The organism is Amycolatopsis sp. NPDC051102, from assembly GCF_040682815.1.
Taxonomy (GTDB): Bacteria; Actinomycetota; Actinomycetes; order Mycobacteriales; family Pseudonocardiaceae; genus Amycolatopsis.
This window is the reverse complement of sequence record NZ_JBFBBT010000002.1, coordinates 662196-678696: the sequence shown is the minus strand read 5'-3', so window position 1 is coordinate 678696 and position 16501 is coordinate 662196. Positions and strand designations below refer to the sequence as shown.

Sequence of the window (16501 nt, the reverse complement as noted above, 5' to 3'; positions counted from 1 at the left end):
GCCTCGTCCGGCACCTCACCACGGCACGCTTCGCCCCGAGCGGTCGAGGTACGCCAACCCGGGTGTGCCTGCTCGGGACAGCAGGACATCCACGAGCAACGGGACACTTTCTTCGACGGTGAACGGTGCGTCCGGCCCGCCGAGCTCGGTGCGGATCCAGCCCGGCGCCAGGAGAACGAAAGCGCGCTCCGTCTCGGCTTGGCGGTTGGCGAAGCTGCGCATGAACATGTTGAGGGCTGCTTTGCTGCCGCGGTACACCTCGCGGCCCGCGGTGGTGTTGTTCGTGATGCTGCCCTGCCCGGACGACATCGCGCCGATGAGCCCGGTGGGGGAGACGAGGTCTTCGAGCGCTTCGATGACGCGCATGGGGCCGAGCGCGTTGGTGACCATCACCTCGACGAAGTCGGCGGTCGGGACCGCGCCGATCGGTGTGTGCTCGTTGTTCGTGGTGCCCGCGTTGACGAGGAGCAGGTCGAGCCGGCGCCGGGTGAGCCGTTCGTGCAGGGGCGGCAGGTGGCCGGGCTCGGTGATGTCGAGGTGTTCGACGGTGACGCGGCCGCCGGCCCGGTCGGCGAGGTCGTGCAGCGGGGTCCGGGCGTCGGTGTCGCGGACCGTGCCGACGACGTGCCACCCTCGGTCGAGGAATTCGGCCGCCATCGCGTGACCGAGGCCGCGTGAGGCCCCGACGATGAGCGCGGTCGGGTTCTGGTCTGTGGATGACATCGGGCGTCAGCTCCGTTTCTTTTCCGGTACGTCGCCAGTCTGGCCGCGGCGATCGCGTCGAGGCGATTCGAGACCGGCTTTCTGTAGGATTCCGGACATGGCGAGTGCCGCGATGTTCGAATCCGACGCTGTCGGGCCCGATGATGTGCGAATCATCCGGGCGCTGCAGGTCGCGCCGCGGGCTTCGTTCGCGTCGATCGCGGCCGCGATCGGCCTCAGCGAAGGTCTCGTCAGGCGCCGCTACCGGCGGCTGCACGCCGACGGCGTGATCCGCGTCGCGGGCGTCGTCAACCCGGGAGCGCTGGCCCAAAGCCGGTGGCTCGTGCGGCTTCGCTGCCGTCCCGGCAGCGTCGAGACGATTGCCGACGCACTGGCCAAGCGCGAGGACGTCAACTGGGTGGCCCTGAGCGCGGCCGGCTGCGAAATCACCTGCGCGACCCAGTCACGGACCCGGCAGCAGCGGGAAGACCTGCTCGGCAGGCGGCTGCCCCGCACGGCGGCCGTGCTCGACTTCAACGCTTTCGCCATGCTCCGCCAGTTCATGGGCGGCCGCGGCCACTACTGGGCCGACCTGCAGGGCGTGCTGTCCCCGGAGCAGGAAGCCCTGCTCGGCAGCGAGGGTGCCCCGTTCACCGAAGCCCCGGTCGTCGCCCGCGATCCCGCGCGCCTCACGGCCGAGGACGAAAAGATCCTCGACACCCTCGCCGTGGACGGCCGCGCCGGCCTCGTCGACCTCGCCGCGGCAGCGAACTCCACGCCCGGGCGGGTGTCACGCCGGCTTCACGACCTGCTCACCCGCCGCGTGGTCCACATCGACGTCGAAATCGTCGCCGCCGCCTTGGGCTACCACGCCCGGGCGAACCTGTGGCTGCGCGTGCACCCGTCAGCGGTGAAGGAAGCCGGACGCACGCTCGCGCGGGAGCCCGGGATCGCCTTCGCCGCGGCGGTGTCCGGGCCGCACAACCTCCACGCCGTCGCGCATTGCCGGGACCTCGACGAACTGTTCGAATTCACCTCCGATCGCCTGGGCTCCCTGGCCGGGCTGCAGAGCATGGAGGTCTCCCCGGTGCTGCGGCAGGTCAAGCAGGCCGGCACGCTGCTGGCCGGCGACCGCCTCGTCGCGCCACCTCACGCTGCGCGCGTCACGTCCGGATAGCCGCCTTCGCGCGCTCCCGGCCGTCGGCAGAGTTCAGCCGCCGGGCGATGCAAGGCAGGGCGCGGGTCCGATTGCCGCCGGTGAACTGACCCTTGGGCGCCGATGCGACTACCGTGGCCGGGGTGAGGAGGTGACCGCCGTGACGTTCGAACGCGATGTCGTGGTGATCGGCGCCTCCGCGGGCGGTGTCGAGGCGCTGCGCCAGACCGTGCGGTCGCTGTCGGCCGACTTCCCCGCCGCCGTCCTGGTGGTCATGCACCTCGCTCCCGGCGCACCGACCGCGCTGCCCCAGATCCTCAGCCGCGCCGGGCCGTTGCGAGCGGTCCCGGCGACCCACGCCGCGCCGCTCACCAGGGGTGTGATCCACGTGGCGCCGCCCGATCACCACCTGCTCATCGACGACGGCGCACTCATGCTCAGCCACGGCCCCACCGAGAACGGGCACCGGCCCGCGATCAACGCCACCTTCCGGTCCGCGGCGGTCGCCGCCGGGCCACGCGCGATCGGCGTCATCCTTTCGGGCGCTCTGCACGACGGCGCCGCCGGTCTGAGCGCGGTGGTGGAACGCGGCGGCCTCGCGATGGTGCAGGACCCCGCGGACGCCCTCTACCCCGGAATGCCGGAAAGCGCCCTCGCCTGCGTGCGCACGGACCACGTCTACCCCGCCGACGTGCTCGGCAAGGTGCTCGACCGGTTGGCCCGCACGGCGGCGAGCACCCCGCCGGCCGAGCCGCCCTCCCCGGCGCTGCTGCTGGAGGACCGGATCGCGCGTGACGGCGTCCGGCGTGGCGCGGTCGCCGAGGAGCTGGCGGCACAGGCGGGGTACAGCTGCCCGGACTGCCAGGGTCCCCTGCTCGAGATCGGGCAGCAGCCCGGCCGGTACCGCTGCCGGATCGGCCACGCCTGGTCGGCCGAAGCCCTGCTGGCCGCGCGCGACACCGAACTGGAACGGGCGCTGTGGACGGCGTTGCGCTCGCTGGACGAAAAGGCGGCCCTCGCCCGGCGCATGCAACAGGACGCCGCCGGACGCGGGCACGGCAGCCTCACCGGCCGCTACGGCAGCACCGCCCGGGAATGCGCGACCGCCGCGGAGAAGCTGCGCCGGTTCCTGCTGGCCCTTTCCCAAGAGACCGAGGCGAACCCGTGACCACCGAAGGCGACCTCAAGCTGGTACCGCGGTACCGGCCGGAGTCGACCGTGGCGACCTTGACCGGCACCTTGACCTTGGCCAATTATCCGGAGCTGCGTGACGGCGTGCTCAAGGCGGCCGCGGACGCGCCGGAGAGCATCATCGCCGACATCCAGGGCCTCGAGGTCGACGCCGACACCCTGGTGACGGTGTTTTCGGTGATCGCGATGCGGATCGGCGAGTGGCCGGGGATCCCGTTCGCGGTGGTGACCGACCGCCCGGACCACCTCGCCCGGTTGGCGGCGCAGACGGTGGACCGGTTCGTGGCCGTCCACCCCGACGTCGTGGCGGCGGAACGGGCCCGGGACCGGCCGCCCCGGCGGCGGGCGGTGCAGCTGCTGGCCGCGTCGCCGCGTGCGTCCGCCCTGGGCCGGTCGTTCGTCGAGCGGGTCTGCGCGCAGTGGGGCGTGCCGGAACACATCGAAGACGCGCTCATGATCGCGACCGAGCTGGTCGAGAACGCGATCGTGCACACGACGTCGCACCCGCGGCTCCGGCTGGAGCTGCGGGGCGGTGTTTTCACCGTGGCGGTCGCCGACGACGATCCACGGGCGGCCGTGATGCGCGAGCTGCCCGACCGGGGGGACGGCGGCCTCGGGCTGCAGCTGGTCGCCCGGACCGCCCGGGTGTGGGGGTGCAGCCGGTCCTGGACCGGGGGCAAGGTCGTCTGGGCCGTGCTCGCGCGGAGCGGCCGCTCCCGCCACGACCTCGGCGGGTAGCGTGCGGAGCGTGACGGAGCCCCAGCCGGAAGACGACGGTGAGTTCGAGTCGGTTCTCGCGTACCTCAAGGAGTCGCGTGGCTTCGACTTCACCGGTTACAAGCGCAGCAGCCTGCGCCGGCGGGTCCAGCGCCGGATGTCCCAGGCCGGAGCCGGGAGCTACGGCGAGTACATCGACCAGCTCCAGGTCAACGCCGATGAGTTCGTCGCGCTGTTCAACACCATCCTGATCAACGTCACCGGGTTCTTCCGCGACCCGGAGGCCTGGGCGTTCATGCGTGACGAGGCCATTCCGGCGCTCCTGGCCGAGCGCAGCCCGGAGGAGCCGATCCGCGTGTGGAGCGCCGGCTGCGCCGCCGGTCAGGAGGCCTACAGCCTCGCCATCGCGTTCGCCGACGCGATCGGGGTGGAGGCCTTCCGGCAGCGCGTCAAGATCTACGCCACCGACGTCGACGAGGAAGCCCTCGCCCAGGCCCGGCACGCGGCCTACACCCCGGCCGAGGTCGAAGGGCTGCCCGAGGACAAGCTGGAGCAGTACTTCGAGCTGCAGGGCAGCCGGTACTGCTTCCGCAAGGACCTGCGCCGGTCGGTGATCTTCGGCCGCAACGACCTGGTCCAGGACGCCCCGATCTCGCGGATCGACCTGCTCGTGTGCCGCAACACGCTGATGTACTTCAACGCCGAGACGCAGACCAAGATACTCGAGCGGTTCCACTTCGCGCTGGCGCCGCGGGGGCTGATGTTCCTGGGCAAGGCCGAAATGCTGCTCAGCCACACCCGCATCTTCGAGCCGCTCGACCTCAAACGGCGCATCTTCCGCAAGGTGGCCGGCAGCTCGGCCGGCTACAACCACTTCGTGTCTCCCGGCTCGCCCGGACGGCGGCCGGTCGAGGTGTCCGGGCTGGACGAGCTGCGGGAGCACGCCTTCTCCGCGAGCCCGGTGGCCCAGCTGGTGGTGACCGCCGACGAGACGGTCGCCCTGATCAACCAGCAGGCGGAGCTCTCGTTCGCGCTCAACGACCGCGACATCGGGCGCAAGCTGTGGGACCTCGATGTGTCGTACCGTCCGGTCGGCCTGCGCCCCTACGTCGAGCAAGCCCGGCTGGAACGGCGGTCGCTGCGGGTCAAGGACGTCGAGTGGCGGCGGGGCGGCGACACGGTCTGGTACGAGGTGCACGTGAACCCGCTGGTGGGCCGGGACAAGAGCCTGCTCGGCGTTTCGGTGGTGTTCCACGACGTCAGCTGGGCGCGGCTGCTGCTGACCGAACTGGAGCACACCAACCGCCGGCTCGAATCCGCCTACGAGGAGCTCCAGTCCACCAACGAGGAGCTCGAGACCACCAACGAGGAACTCCAGTCCACAGTGGAGGAACTGGAGACGACCAACGAAGAACTCCAGTCCACCAACGAAGAGCTCGAAACCATGAACGAAGAGCTGCAGTCGACCAACGACGAGCTGCAGACCATCAACGACGCCCTCCGTGACCGCAGTGTCGAACTGGACGAGCTGAACGACTTCCTGGAGTCCGTGTTGACCTCGATCCAGGCCGGGATCGTCGTGATCGACACCGAAATGCGGGTCAAGGCCTGGAACCGCGGCGCCGAAGACCTCTGGGGCGTCCGCCGGGAAGAGGCCGAGGGCACGCACCTGCTCAACCTCGACATCGGGCTGCCGCTGACCGAGCTTCGCCCGGCTGTGCGCGACGCACTGGCCGACGCCGGCTTCCAAACCGAGCTGAAGCTGAACGCGATCAACCGCCGGGGCCGTTCCGCGGTCGTCCGGCTGCTGTGCAGCGCGCTGCGCGCCGCCGACGGCCAGAGCCATGGCGCTCTGCTGCTGATGGAAGAAGCTCCGGCCGTCTTGCAGCCGGAATCGCGGTGACTCGGCGGGGGAGTAGGTTGAGGCGGTGGACGTCCGGCCTCGACGGGCGTCGTCAGCGGGGGAGGCGTGACGGGACGCGGTGACCGGAGTGTCACGCTGGCGCCCTCGGCCAGGCTCGCCAGCACCCTGGTCACCGTGACCGGGGAACTCGACCTTTCCGGCTACGGCTTCTTGCGCGACGGCTTGCTGAAGGTCGCCGCCGACGGCCCACCCGGGTTGATCGCCGACGTGGACGGGCTGCGGATCAGCGAACTGTCCCCGGCCACCGTCTTCCCCTTGGTCGCCCGCCGGATCGGCGACTGGCCCGGCATCCCGTTCTCCCTGGTCACCCGGCAGCCGTTCCACCTGGACACCTTCCACCGCTCCGGCATCGACCGGTTCGTCGCCGTGCACGGCGACGTGGAGGCAGCCGAGCAGCAGCAGACGGTCCCGATCCGCCGGTGGGCCCAGCGGGGGTTCCCCCGCGCCGACAGCGCGACGAGGCTCGCCCGCGCGTTCCTCCGGGAGGTCATGACGAACTGGGACGCACCCGAGTTCGTCTACGACGGCACGCTGATCGTCGGAGAGCTCGTCGGAAACGCGCTCCGGCACACCACGTCCGCACCCGAGGTACGCCTCGACCTTCGCCGGGACCTGCTGACCATCGCGGTCTCCGACGACAGTCCCCGGCCCGCGACGCTCATCGAGCGAACCGACCTGCGCGAGCCCGGACTCGGCTTGCGCATCGTCGCCCGGACCGCACGGACGTGGGGCAGCAGCCGCCGCTGGTCCGGCGGCAAAGTCGTCTGGGCGACCCTCACCTCCGGCCACCGCGGCTGAACCGGATCGTGGACCTCCTGGCCGCAGCCGGCTCAGACGTCCTGACTACCGCCGGTGATCGATCAGGCGTCCGGCTCGCGGTCGACGGCGTCGGGCCGCGGGCCGAGCCCCTCTCGGGGCTGCCGTCCCGGTCGCGATGCCTCCGGCATCCGCAGTACCGCCCAGACGACCTTGCCGCTCGAGCGCCTGCGCGAACAGCCTGCCGCACGAGCCAGCCGGGTGACGCGCAGCAGGCCACCCCGTGGCTCCGCCGAGGTGCTGTCCGGCCGCGGTAACAGCACCGGCCGCGGGTCATCGTCGGCAACCGCCACCGTGAGCCTTCCCCGCCACAGCTCCAAACGCAGCGTCGCCGGCGACGTGGTGTGCCGCGCGGCGTTGGCCACCAGCTCGTTCGCCACCACGACCGCGTCCGCGGTCAGTGCTTCGATTCCCCAGTTGTGACAGGTATCGGCGACAAACCGCGCGGACGCCAGCACGCTGCGTTCCGACGGTGGCAACCACAGCTCGGTGCGGTGCCGCGGCGGCGGCTCGTCCGCCAGCTCCAGCGCGGTGCCGACGCTCGCGTGGAGGGTGACGAAACGACGCGTCGGGCTGTGCTGGAACATCGCCGCCTGCGCCGGAGCGGGAACCAGCATCAGCGGCACCGTCGACCACCGCGAAACCTGCATCCACACCGACACGAACACACTGATCAGGAAATCGTGGCTGATCTCGAGCCGCTCGAGGTCGACGATCACCGCCCGCGGCTGGTCGGCCGCGCATTTCAGCAGGCAATCACGCAACACCGGGTAGCTGTGGATGTTCAGCACGCCCGTCGGACACACGACCATCGCGCCCTGCAACCCGGAAACATCGCAGTCGAGCAGGCTGTGCGAGTCCACGCCCCGGCTCGCCTTCCGTCAGGTCTTCTGATCGCCGCCGGCTCCCCGAAACCAAGCCGTTCAACAGCGCGAATCACCGACGATACGCCGAGCACGACCGATCATTCCACGAGCCACGCTCCAAATTCACTCGATTCAGTGATTTGCAAGGCCAACTTCTCTATGCGTCTAACCAAGGGTGACGTTGACCATTTTCCGACAGGGGTGTCAACGTGGAGGAAATGTTCCCGGTGGATATGCGGCGGATATCCGACCCGTCTGAGCCGACACCGGCACCCGGTCCACATAAATCGGCGGCGAAATCGGCCGAAGAAGCGCTCGGCAAGGAGAGCGAAGCACCGGGTGGTGGCCAATCGCTGTTCCGCGACGAGGACGCGCTGCCGCTGATCCTGCTCGACCCCGCCGAGAGCTGACCGGACTCGCCACGGGCGCCCGGGCTCGCACCCGGCAGGCGCCTGACCAGCGACGTTCGTCATGGGGTGCCATAGCCTGAACGCTTTGGGCGCGCGTTGGCAAAGACGGGGTGTCAGGGCGAAGCGAAACCCGAGGAGCTTCATGTCGTCAGACGCGGAACTGATCGGTAGGTCGCTGCGCGGAGACACCGATGCCTTCGTGGAAGTGATCAGCCGGCACGAGACCGCGCTCGGGAACTACCTGGCGCGCCGAGTGGGGCGGCAGGCCGCCGAGGACGTGCTCGGCGATGTGTGGGTGGCGGCTTACGAGTCCCGTGCGAACTACGACCGTTCGTATCCCGAAGCCAGGCCTTGGTTGTACGGCGTCGCGCTGAACAGGCTGCGCCGGCACTGGCGGTCCGAACCGGCCGAGGAGCCGGCGTCGGACCTGACCGGCGTGGCGAGTGACTGGGATCCCTGGCCGGCGGTGGATGCCCGCGTGGACACGCAGGCACTGCTGAGCAGGGCACTGGCTCGGCTCAAACCGGAAGAGCGGGAGGTGCTGGGCCTGGTGGCCTGGGAAGACCTGACCGTCGCCGAGGCCGGCCGGGTGCTCGACATCCCGGCCGGCACGGCCCGCCGCCTGTTGCATCAGGCGCGCAAGGCATTGCGTGAAGCCCCCGAAGTGGTCGCGCTGCTGCAAGTCCCGACAACGTGAAAGACACCCCATGGACGAAATGGATCTCATGAAAAACCTGCGTGACGTGCCGTCCCCCCGTCCCGAGGCCTACGACCGTGCCCGCACGGCGCTGCAGGCGGCGATGGACGAACCCGTGGTCACGGTCGTGCCGCCGAAGCGCTGGTTCTCCTGGCCCAAGGTCAGCGCCGCCGCGGCGGGCGCGGCTGCCGTCGCGGCGGCTGTGGTGGTGGGTACGTCGGGCGGCAGCGTCCCGGCCGGCCCGTCCGACGCGGCCCCGCAGGCGGTCGAGGCGCCACTGGTGAAGCTGGCCTCCGCGGTTCAGGCGGCCGGGACGCAGCCAGGAGACGCGTCGCTGATCATCAACACGAAATTCGGGCTGGACAACAAGCCGGACCTCAACTACACCCTCTACACCGACAAGGGCCGGCAGTTCACGGGCGACTCGGCGAAGTCCCTGGTGGACGCCGTCGCCCGGGGTGACGCCCAGCCTGCCACGCCGTACGACGGGAAGGTGATGGCGGCGGCCCGTCTCGCCGCGAACGGCGACGTCGACAAGGCCAGGATCGCGATGATCACCGCGTCCGGCAATGCACTGGGAGTCGGCCTGAGCCCCGCCGAGGCGGACAAGGCCTGGGCGGCCGCCCAGGCGGAGACCGCGGAGCTGTTCCGCAAGATGGGCAAGCCGTTCCCCGGCCCCAAACCGCGTCCGACGGGCAAGGACCTGGAGAACCTCGTCAACAACCACCTGGTGAGCAACATCGAACACGCGCTGTTCGCCAACGCCGCCGACGCGGAGGTCCGCGCGGGCGTGCTGAAGCTGTACGCGACCATCCCGGGCATGGTCGTCGGCAAGACCGACGTCGACGGCCGGGCCGCGCTGACCCTCACCGCGCCCCCCGCCATCCTGGACGGCGGTACGGACGTCCTCGTCATCGACGCCGGCAACGGCCTGCCGATCCGGGAGGAGATCACCTCGGCGGAATCGTCCAAGCACTACGTGGTGAACTACAAGTCCTCCCGCGTGACCCTCGCCGAGGTGGCGGCGGGCAAGATCTGATCCTCACCCCGAACCGTCCGGGAGGGCCGAGATCATCTCGGCCCTCCCGTGTCGTCGGGCAGACGTCAGCCGCAGTCGGTGCGGATCGTGGCCGCGCACTGGTCGAAGAGCGTCTCGAGTCCGATCCGCCCGTCGCAGGCGACCCACGTCTCCAGGGCCGCGTCCGCGCAGGCGGAGGCGACGGCGACCAGCGTGCGCGCACGCGGGTCGCGGTCCGGTTCGTCGATCCCCATCCTCGCCTCGATGACCGGCAGCAGCGCGTCCTGCAGGCGGAGCCGCTTCTCGATGAAGCGAGCTCGCAGGGAAGCGGCGCGGAGGATCACGCGCATCCGCTCGAGCACCTGCTCCTGCCGGGCGGGCGCCAGCACGGAGAGGAAACCCGCGCGCAACGCGGTCCAGGCGGACACCTCGGCCGGCTGGCTCTCGACGGTCTCCGTCAAGACGGCCGCGAACGTGTCTTCGCCGCCGCCGATGAGGTCTTCCTTGGTGCCGAAGTAGCGGAACAGCGTCCGTTGCGAAACCCCGGCCTCGCGGGCGATCTGCGCGATCGTCGTCTGCTCGAAGCCCTGCTCGGTGAACAGCCGCAGCGCGGTGTCGCTGATCTCCCGTCCGACCATCAGCCGGGACCGTTCACGCAGCGTGAGCGGCATGGCTCCCTCGTCCTCCACCGGCCCACCCTACCCGGAAAAGTGCCCCGCGACAGTCTCAGCCCTGTTGGCAGTCGCTGCCACACTGGCATAGGCTGACAGCATGAATTCCCGGAACATCTCCACGGTGCTCGTGATCGGGGCGTCCGGATTCGTCGGACGGCACGCGGTCGCTGAACTGCTCGAGAAGGGCTACCGCGTGCGCTGCGCCGCACGGAGACCCGAGGCGGTCGCCGACCTCGCCGCACGGGGGTGCGAGGTCGTCAAGGCCGACATGACCGACGCCGGGTCCATGGTGCGCGCACTGGACTCGGTGGACGCCGTCTTCGTGTGCGTGCACACGCTGCTCCCGCAGGCCGGCGGGACGGACTCTTCGCCCGACTTCGTCGAGACCGAACTCGAGGGCCTGCGGAACATCGTCGCCGGCTGCCGGGCCAACGACGTCGGCCGGATCGTCTACGTCACCTTCCTCGGTGTCCGCCCCGACGCCGAAAACGCGTGGACGCGCGGCCGCTGGAAGGCCGAGCAGTACCTCCTCGACAGCGGCCTCGACGCGACCATCTTCCGCCCCGGCATGATCGTCGGCGACGGCGGACGCGGGTTCGGCGTCCTGATGAGCCGGGCCCGGCGCCCGGTCGCCGTTCTGCTCGGCAACGGCAAGCGGCACTTCCAGCACATCGCCGTGACCGATCTCGCCTACTACCTGGTCGCCTCGCTGGACCAGCCGGAAACCTTCGGCCACGCCTTCGACGTCGGCGGCGACGAGACCTTGAGCTACAACCAGATGGTGGACCTCGCCGCCGGCGTGCTCGGGCGGGGCCGCACCGTCAAACTCCACTTCCCGCGGTGGCCGCTGACCCTCGCCGCCCCGCTGCTCGAACGGATCAGCCGGATGCCCCGTGGTTCCCTGCGTGCGTTCCTGCAAGGCCTCGACACCGATTCGGTCGGCGACCCCCGCCCCATCCGGCGCATCCTGCAGCGGCCGCCTCTCACCTTCGCCGAGGCGGTGAAGCAGGCAGCCGGAGAATCCGGCAAGTAGCGCGGTCGGCGCCGCCTCAAGAGGTGTACCGGCGAGCCGAAGCGACTGCTGGCTCGGTTGCGCGCGGAGGTCCCGCATGCGGCGCGCTGCGGTCCTGGGCGACCCCGGTGCTGGTGCCGGATGATTGTCCATCCCGGACCACCGGAACCGGCTTCCGGTGGTGGGACTGATGCAGCACCGAGACGAGGAGGTCGCACGCTCGTGGTCGCCGGTGACGGATTGCACGCGGGGCAGACGCTGCCCGGACTCTTCCAGCGAACGGCGGTGCGGTGCCGGGATCGGATCGCCCTGCGCAGTTCCGACGGCGCTGTGGAGCTGACCTGGGGGCGGTACGCCGAGCGCGTGGAGCGGATCGCCGGCGGCCTGGCCGCACTGGGTGTCCGCCGGGGGGACACGGTGGCGATCATGCTGACCAACCGGCCCGAGTTCCACCTCGTGGACGCAGCGGCGTTGCACCTGGGCGCCGTTCCGTTTTCGATCTACAACACGAGCCCCGCCGCCCAGATCGGGTACCTGTTCTCCGACGCCGGCAACCGGGTGGTGGTCACGGAACGGCAATGGGTGGACACGATCAGGGCGGCCGGCGGGGCCGTGGAGCGCATCATCTGCGTGGACGACGGCGTTGCAGGCACCATCTCCCTGGCCGAACTCGAGGCACAAAGGCCCGATGAGTTCGACTTCGAGGCCACCTGGCGTGCTGTCGGCCCGGACGACCTCGCCACGATCATCTACACGTCGGGGACGACCGGGCCGCCGAAGGGAGTGGAACTGGAGCACCGCGCGATCCTGGAGTCGCTCCGCAGCGGGCTGACCCTGCCGGAGATGACCGCCGGCGCTGACGGGGGGCGCCTGATTTCGTACCTTCCCGACGCCCACGTGGCGAATCGCTACTTCAGCCACTACCTGGCGATGGCCGGTGGCGCCACCGTCGTCACCGTCGCCGACCTCAAGACGATCGCCGCGGTGCTCCCGGCCGTGCGGCCGACGGTCTTCCTCGGCGTCCCGGCGTTCTGGCACAAGATCCAAACGGCGCTCGGTCAGGCGATCGCGGCGCAACCCGGTTCGCGCCGTCGCCTGGCCGAGTGGGCCGTCGCCACGGGCCGCGCCGTCGCGGAACGGCAAGCCGCCGGACGCCCGATCCCCGCCGGGCTCGCCTTCCGGCGCGCGCTCGCCGACCGGCTGGTGCTGCGCCGGCTGCGCACCCGGATCGGCCTGGACGAGTCCGTGCTGACCGCCACCGGTGCGGCCCCGATCGCCCCGGAGATCGTCTGGTTCTTCCTCAGCCTGGGCATCGAGCTCTGCGAGGGCTGGGCGATGTCGGAGTCGGCCGCCGGGGGAGCGATCAACCGGCCGGGCGCGGTCCGGCCGGGGACGGTCGGGAGACCGATGCCCGGCATCGAGGTGAAGGTGGCCGAGGACGGTGAGCTGCTGATGCGCAGCCCGACCCTGATGCGGGGCTACCGCGGGAATCCGGCGAAGACCGCGGAAGCACTCGGCCCCGACGGGTGGCTGAACACCGGCGACGTCGGCACTGTCGACGCGGACGGGTACGTCACGATCGTCGACCGCAAGAAGGAGCTGATCATCAATGCGTCCGGGAAGAACATGTCGCCCGCCAACATCGAGAACGCCGTCCTGGCTTCGTGTTCGCTGGCCGATTCCGTCGTCGCAGTAGGCGACCGGCGCCCCTACGTGGTCGCCTTGGTCACCCTCGACGTCGACGCGGCCCGGAAGTTCGCGGCCGAGCGGCGCTTGCCGGGCGAGCACGACTTGGCCGCCCTGGCGGCGACGCCCGAGGTGCGCGCGGAAGTCGAGGCGGGCGTCCTGGCGGCCAACGCCACGCTGTCCCGCGTCGAACAGATCAAGTACTTCCACATCCTGCCGGACAGCTGGTCTCCCGGTGGCGACGAGCTGACGCCGACGAACAAGCTGAGGCGGCACAACATCATCGACAAGTACGCAGCCGACATCGATGCGATGTACGCGGCCAAGTCGCCGTCGGCGGGGTGACCAGGACCGGTCACCGGTACGCACTGAGCGGCTGCCCCGTCCAACGACGGAACGCGCGGCGGAAAGCACTGGCTTCGGAGAAGCCCAGACGTCGTGCCAGCGCCACGATCGACTCTTCACCGCGGGCCAAGCTCGCGATGGCGGCGTCGCGGAGGATGTCCTCCTTGATCTGACCGATCGAAGTGTGCTCGCCGTGCAACAGCCGGCGCAGGTGCTGGGTGCTCACGTTGAGCTGGGCGGCGATGGTGTCCGGGGACGGCCAGTGCCCCCGGAGGCCGCGCTCGAGGACCCGGCGCACGTGGTCGGCCGTCGACGATCCGTAGTCGCGGGTGGTGAACCAGACGTTCGGCTGGTCACGGAGGTAGTCCGCGAGTTCGTCTTCGTCCCGCACCAAGGGCAAGCTCAGCAGGCGCTCGTCGAAGGCGAAGCTGAGCCGGTCGGCGTCGAAATCCGGGTGCCGGCCGAACACGCGCTCGTAGTCGGCCGCGTACTCCGGCGCCGGCCACGGCAGCCGCAGGTCCTGCAGGCCGATCCGGCGCCCGACGAGCCAGCCCAGCACGCGGTGCATGAGCGTGGCCAGGAGTTCGGCACCGAGGTGATCGGGGTCGTCCAGCCGGCTGATGTCGATTTCGACGTGGACAGTCCCGCCGTCCACCGACACCGCCAGCCCGGGCATCCCGGGGTGCACCTTCCCGGCCTCCGTCAGCCGCTGGAGAGCGGCCTGCAGGTCGGGCGCGTGGATCACCGAACGCATCACGAGCTGGAACAGGCCTCTCGGCGCGGCCGGGCCGAGGCCGAAAAGCTCGTCCCCGGTCAGGATCCACAGCTCCTGGGTCAGCTCGGCCACCTGCGTCGGCGTGGTTCTCGTGGTGAGCGGCCGGCCCGACCCGTCGACCGGGATCCCCGTCCGGCGCAGCATCGAGGCGACGTCCAAGCCACGTTGCTCGCCGATGCGCACCAGTCGCCGGACGATGTCGCCCGGCAGCGTCGAACCGCTCACGCCCGCAATATAACTCCAGGTCGATCCGCGGGCCCACACGCCGAGCGGATGTCCTCCGGCGGGGTGACACCGGGTCCGGCCGTGCGCGCGACGGTCTCCATATGCGCTAGGCACGGTTCTCGGAAAGAGCGCGGCCGGTCCTTAACGTACGGGACATGTTCACCACCAACCGGGTCGGCCTCTGGAGCGACCCGACTGAGTTCCGCGTCACTGCCGACCGGACCGTCGCCTACGCCGAAGCCACCAACGACCCGATTGCCGCGCACCTGGACGGAACCGTCGCTCCGCCGGTCTTCGCGGTCGTACCGGGCTTCTCGGCCATGGCCGGCCAGACCCTCGCGCTCGTGCCCGAGGAAGTCGCCGGCAAGATCCTGCACGGGCAGCACGACATCCACATCCGCAGGCCCATCGTGCCCGGCGACGTCCTGACGACCCGGGCGCAGGTGGTCGGCGTCCACTCGCGACGGTCCGGGGTCGTGGTGACCACGGTCGTGGAGACGCGCGACGAAGCAGCGGAGCTGGTCAACGAACAGTACTTCACGGCGTTCTTCCGCGAGGCCGAGCACACCGGCGACGTCGGGAGGACCGCACCCGCCCACGGCATGCCGGAAGGCGTGCAGGACCTGGACGCCGTAGCCACCATCGGCCAGAAGTTCGACGACGACCAGACGTTCCGGTACGCGAAGGCGTCCGGGGACAGCATGCCCATCCACCTCGACGAGGACTTCGCGCGTCGGGTCGGGCTGCCCGGCATCATCGTGCACGGGTTGTGCACGATGGCTTTCGCTTCCCACGCGCTGATCGAGTCGTTCGCCGCGGACGACCCGCGCAGGCTGCGGCGGCTGGCGGTGCGGTTCAGCGCCCCCGGCCGGCCCGGCCAGGCGATCAATACTCGCGTCTGGTCGCTCGGGGCGGACCAGTACGCCTTCACCACGGTCAACGGAGAAGGTGCGCGCCTTCTCACCGACGGCCGAGCCGAATTCGCTGATTGACCGAGCCCGAAAGACAGGAGAATGACATGCCACGCAAGGTGTTCGTCATCGGGGTCGGGATGACGAAGTTCGAAAAGCCGGGGCGACGCGAAGGCTGGGACTACCCGGCGATGGTGGCCGAGTCCGGGAGCGCAGCGCTCAACGATGCCGGCCTCGACTACTCGGCCGTCGAGGAAGTGTACGCGGGGTACGTCTACGGCGACTCCACCAGCGGACAGCGCGCCGTTTACGAACTGGGTGAGACCGGCGTGCCGGTCGTCAACGTGAACAACAACTGCGCCACCGGATCATCGGCACTGTGGCTGGCCGGGCGGGCGATCAAGGGCGGACTCGCCGACTGCGTCCTGGCCGTCGGGTTCGAGAAGATGTCGCCCGGCTCGCTCTCGGAAGTCTGGCCGGATCGGGAAGGGCCGCTGTCCCGGCACGTGCGCGCCCTCGCGGAGGTGCGCGGACCCGGTGCGCCGATGGCTCCGTGGATGTTCGCCGCCGCCGGCCAGGAGCACATGGAGAAGTACGGCACGACCGCCGAGCAGTTCGCGAAGATCGCGCACAAGAACCACCGGCATTCGGTCGACAACCCGTTCGCGCAGTTCCAGCGCGAGTTCTCCCTCGACGAAATCCTGGCCGCGCCGACGATCGTCGGCCCGCTCACCAAGCTGCAGTGCTCGCCGACCTCGGACGGCTCGGCCGCGGCGATCCTGGCGAGTGAGGAATTCGTCGACCGCCACGGCCTCGCACCGCAGGCGATCGAGGTGGTGGGTCAGTCGCTGGTGACGGACGGGGAAGACACCTTCGACGGCACCGCGGCCGCGATCGTCGGAGCGCACATGTCCCGGACCGCGGCACAGCGGGTGTACGACCAGGCGGGCATCGGTCCCGAGGACGTGGACGTCATCGAGCTCCACGACTGCTTCTCGACGAACGAACTGCTGACGTACGAAGCTCTCGGGCTGTGCGCACCGGGCGAAGGCGGCGAGCTCGTCGACGCGGGGCGGACGACCTACGGTGGCACGTGGGTGGTGAATCCGTCGGGAGGCTTGATTTCGAAGGGACACCCCCTCGGCGCGACGGGACTCGCGCAGTGTGCCGAGCTGACGTGGCAGCTGCGCGGGACAGCCGGGAAGCGTCAGGTTCCGGCCGCGGCGAACCGATCCGGTGTCGCACTGGCGCACAACATCGGGCTCGGCGGTGCCGCCGTGGTGACCGCCTACCGGCCGGCCGAGCGATGATCGCGCCACCGGACGGCCGCGCGGCCCAGTGCACCCCCTCGAATTCCGCCTACCTGCCAAGCCAGA

At 70.3% G+C, this 16501-nt stretch carries 16 protein-coding genes; 12 read left to right on the top strand and 4 right to left on the bottom strand.

Features of this window, described 5'->3' with window-relative positions; translation table 11 throughout:
- Positions 1 to 15: 15 nt before the first annotated feature.
- Complete coding sequence (locus AB0M93_RS09070) at positions 16 to 723, bottom strand: SDR family NAD(P)-dependent oxidoreductase (RefSeq protein WP_364270034.1); 708 nt, start codon at positions 721 to 723, stop codon at positions 16 to 18.
- Positions 724 to 820: 97 nt separating this feature from the next.
- Between AB0M93_RS09070 and AB0M93_RS09065 the strand changes: the two genes are divergently transcribed.
- From AB0M93_RS09065 to AB0M93_RS09045, 5 genes are all read left to right on the top strand, one after another.
- On the top strand, positions 821 to 1879 hold the full coding sequence (locus AB0M93_RS09065; RefSeq protein ID WP_364270032.1) for an Lrp/AsnC family transcriptional regulator: 1059 nt from the start codon (positions 821 to 823) through the stop codon (positions 1877 to 1879).
- A gap of 139 nt (positions 1880 to 2018) precedes the next feature.
- Positions 2019 to 3026, top strand: coding sequence for a chemotaxis protein CheB (locus tag AB0M93_RS09060; RefSeq protein ID WP_364270030.1), 1008 nt, complete (start codon positions 2019 to 2021; stop codon positions 3024 to 3026).
- Positions 3023 to 3787 carry an ATP-binding protein gene (locus AB0M93_RS09055; protein WP_364270028.1) on the top strand — a complete coding sequence of 255 codons (765 nt, stop codon included), beginning with the start codon at positions 3023 to 3025 and terminating at the stop codon, positions 3785 to 3787. The genes AB0M93_RS09060 and AB0M93_RS09055 overlap by 4 nt, the downstream gene beginning before the upstream one ends.
- Before the next feature lie 10 nt (positions 3788 to 3797).
- Complete coding sequence (locus AB0M93_RS09050; protein WP_364270026.1) at positions 3798 to 5669, top strand: CheR family methyltransferase; 1872 nt, start codon at positions 3798 to 3800, stop codon at positions 5667 to 5669.
- 66 nt (positions 5670 to 5735) lie between these two features.
- Complete coding sequence (locus tag AB0M93_RS09045) at positions 5736 to 6488, top strand: ATP-binding protein (protein ID WP_364270024.1); 753 nt, start codon at positions 5736 to 5738, stop codon at positions 6486 to 6488.
- Between the two features lie 62 nt (positions 6489 to 6550).
- Here the strand turns inward: AB0M93_RS09045 and AB0M93_RS09040 are convergent, their stop codons facing one another.
- Positions 6551 to 7369, bottom strand: coding sequence for a hypothetical protein (locus AB0M93_RS09040; RefSeq protein ID WP_364270022.1), 819 nt, complete (start codon positions 7367 to 7369; stop codon positions 6551 to 6553).
- 212 nt (positions 7370 to 7581) lie between these two features.
- Between AB0M93_RS09040 and AB0M93_RS09035 the strand changes: the two genes are divergently transcribed.
- The 3 genes from AB0M93_RS09035 (at position 7582) to AB0M93_RS09025 (ending at position 9518) form a co-directional block, all read left to right on the top strand.
- The gene (locus AB0M93_RS09035) at positions 7582 to 7782 is read left to right on the top strand and encodes a hypothetical protein (protein WP_364270020.1); all 201 of its coding nucleotides are present in this window, start codon (positions 7582 to 7584) and stop codon (positions 7780 to 7782) included.
- A 142-nt stretch (positions 7783 to 7924) separates the two neighbouring features.
- Positions 7925 to 8479 (top strand): sigma-70 family RNA polymerase sigma factor, encoded by a 555-nt coding sequence (locus tag AB0M93_RS09030; RefSeq protein ID WP_360272816.1) that lies wholly within the window; start codon positions 7925 to 7927, stop codon positions 8477 to 8479.
- Between the two features lie 19 nt (positions 8480 to 8498).
- Positions 8499 to 9518: a hypothetical protein gene (locus AB0M93_RS09025; RefSeq protein ID WP_364270018.1), complete on the top strand. Its 1020-nt coding sequence runs from the start codon at positions 8499 to 8501 to the stop codon at positions 9516 to 9518.
- Between the two features lie 65 nt (positions 9519 to 9583).
- On the opposite strand, the gene AB0M93_RS09020 is transcribed toward AB0M93_RS09025, so the two are convergent.
- Positions 9584 to 10186 (bottom strand): TetR family transcriptional regulator, encoded by a 603-nt coding sequence (locus AB0M93_RS09020; RefSeq protein WP_364270016.1) that lies wholly within the window; start codon positions 10184 to 10186, stop codon positions 9584 to 9586.
- A gap of 82 nt (positions 10187 to 10268) precedes the next feature.
- Here AB0M93_RS09020 and AB0M93_RS09015 point away from each other — a divergent pair, with 82 nt between their 5' ends.
- Complete coding sequence (locus tag AB0M93_RS09015) at positions 10269 to 11204, top strand: SDR family NAD(P)-dependent oxidoreductase (RefSeq protein ID WP_364270014.1); 936 nt, start codon at positions 10269 to 10271, stop codon at positions 11202 to 11204.
- 201 nt (positions 11205 to 11405) lie between these two features.
- Entirely contained in the window at positions 11406 to 13214 is a 1809-nt protein-coding gene (locus tag AB0M93_RS09010; RefSeq protein WP_364270012.1) for a long-chain fatty acid--CoA ligase, read from the top strand.
- A gap of 10 nt (positions 13215 to 13224) precedes the next feature.
- On the opposite strand, the gene AB0M93_RS09005 is transcribed toward AB0M93_RS09010, so the two are convergent.
- The gene (locus AB0M93_RS09005; RefSeq protein WP_364270010.1) at positions 13225 to 14214 is read right to left on the bottom strand and encodes an AraC family transcriptional regulator ligand-binding domain-containing protein; all 990 of its coding nucleotides are present in this window, start codon (positions 14212 to 14214) and stop codon (positions 13225 to 13227) included.
- 155 nt (positions 14215 to 14369) lie between these two features.
- Between AB0M93_RS09005 and AB0M93_RS09000 the strand changes: the two genes are divergently transcribed.
- Together AB0M93_RS09000 and AB0M93_RS08995 are read left to right on the top strand one after the other, a co-directional pair.
- Positions 14370 to 15206, top strand: a complete 837-nt coding sequence (locus AB0M93_RS09000) for a MaoC/PaaZ C-terminal domain-containing protein (RefSeq protein ID WP_364270008.1) — start codon at positions 14370 to 14372, stop codon at positions 15204 to 15206.
- A 26-nt stretch (positions 15207 to 15232) separates the two neighbouring features.
- On the top strand, positions 15233 to 16435 hold the full coding sequence (locus AB0M93_RS08995) for a lipid-transfer protein (protein ID WP_364270006.1): 1203 nt from the start codon (positions 15233 to 15235) through the stop codon (positions 16433 to 16435).
- Positions 16436 to 16501: the final 66 nt, after the last annotated feature.

Coding starts and splice junctions, on each gene's coding strand:
- AB0M93_RS09070 (WP_364270034.1), bottom strand. CDS start 723: ATGTCATCCACAGACCAGAACCCGACCGCGCTCATCGTCGGGGCCTCA.
- AB0M93_RS09065 (WP_364270032.1), top strand. CDS start 821: ATGGCGAGTGCCGCGATGTTCGAATCCGACGCTGTCGGGCCCGATGAT.
- AB0M93_RS09030 (WP_360272816.1), top strand. CDS start 7,925: ATGTCGTCAGACGCGGAACTGATCGGTAGGTCGCTGCGCGGAGACACC.
- AB0M93_RS09025 (WP_364270018.1), top strand. CDS start 8,499: ATGGATCTCATGAAAAACCTGCGTGACGTGCCGTCCCCCCGTCCCGAG.
- AB0M93_RS09015 (WP_364270014.1), top strand. CDS start 10,269: ATGAATTCCCGGAACATCTCCACGGTGCTCGTGATCGGGGCGTCCGGA.
- AB0M93_RS09000 (WP_364270008.1), top strand. CDS start 14,370: ATGTTCACCACCAACCGGGTCGGCCTCTGGAGCGACCCGACTGAGTTC.
- AB0M93_RS08995 (WP_364270006.1), top strand. CDS start 15,233: ATGCCACGCAAGGTGTTCGTCATCGGGGTCGGGATGACGAAGTTCGAA.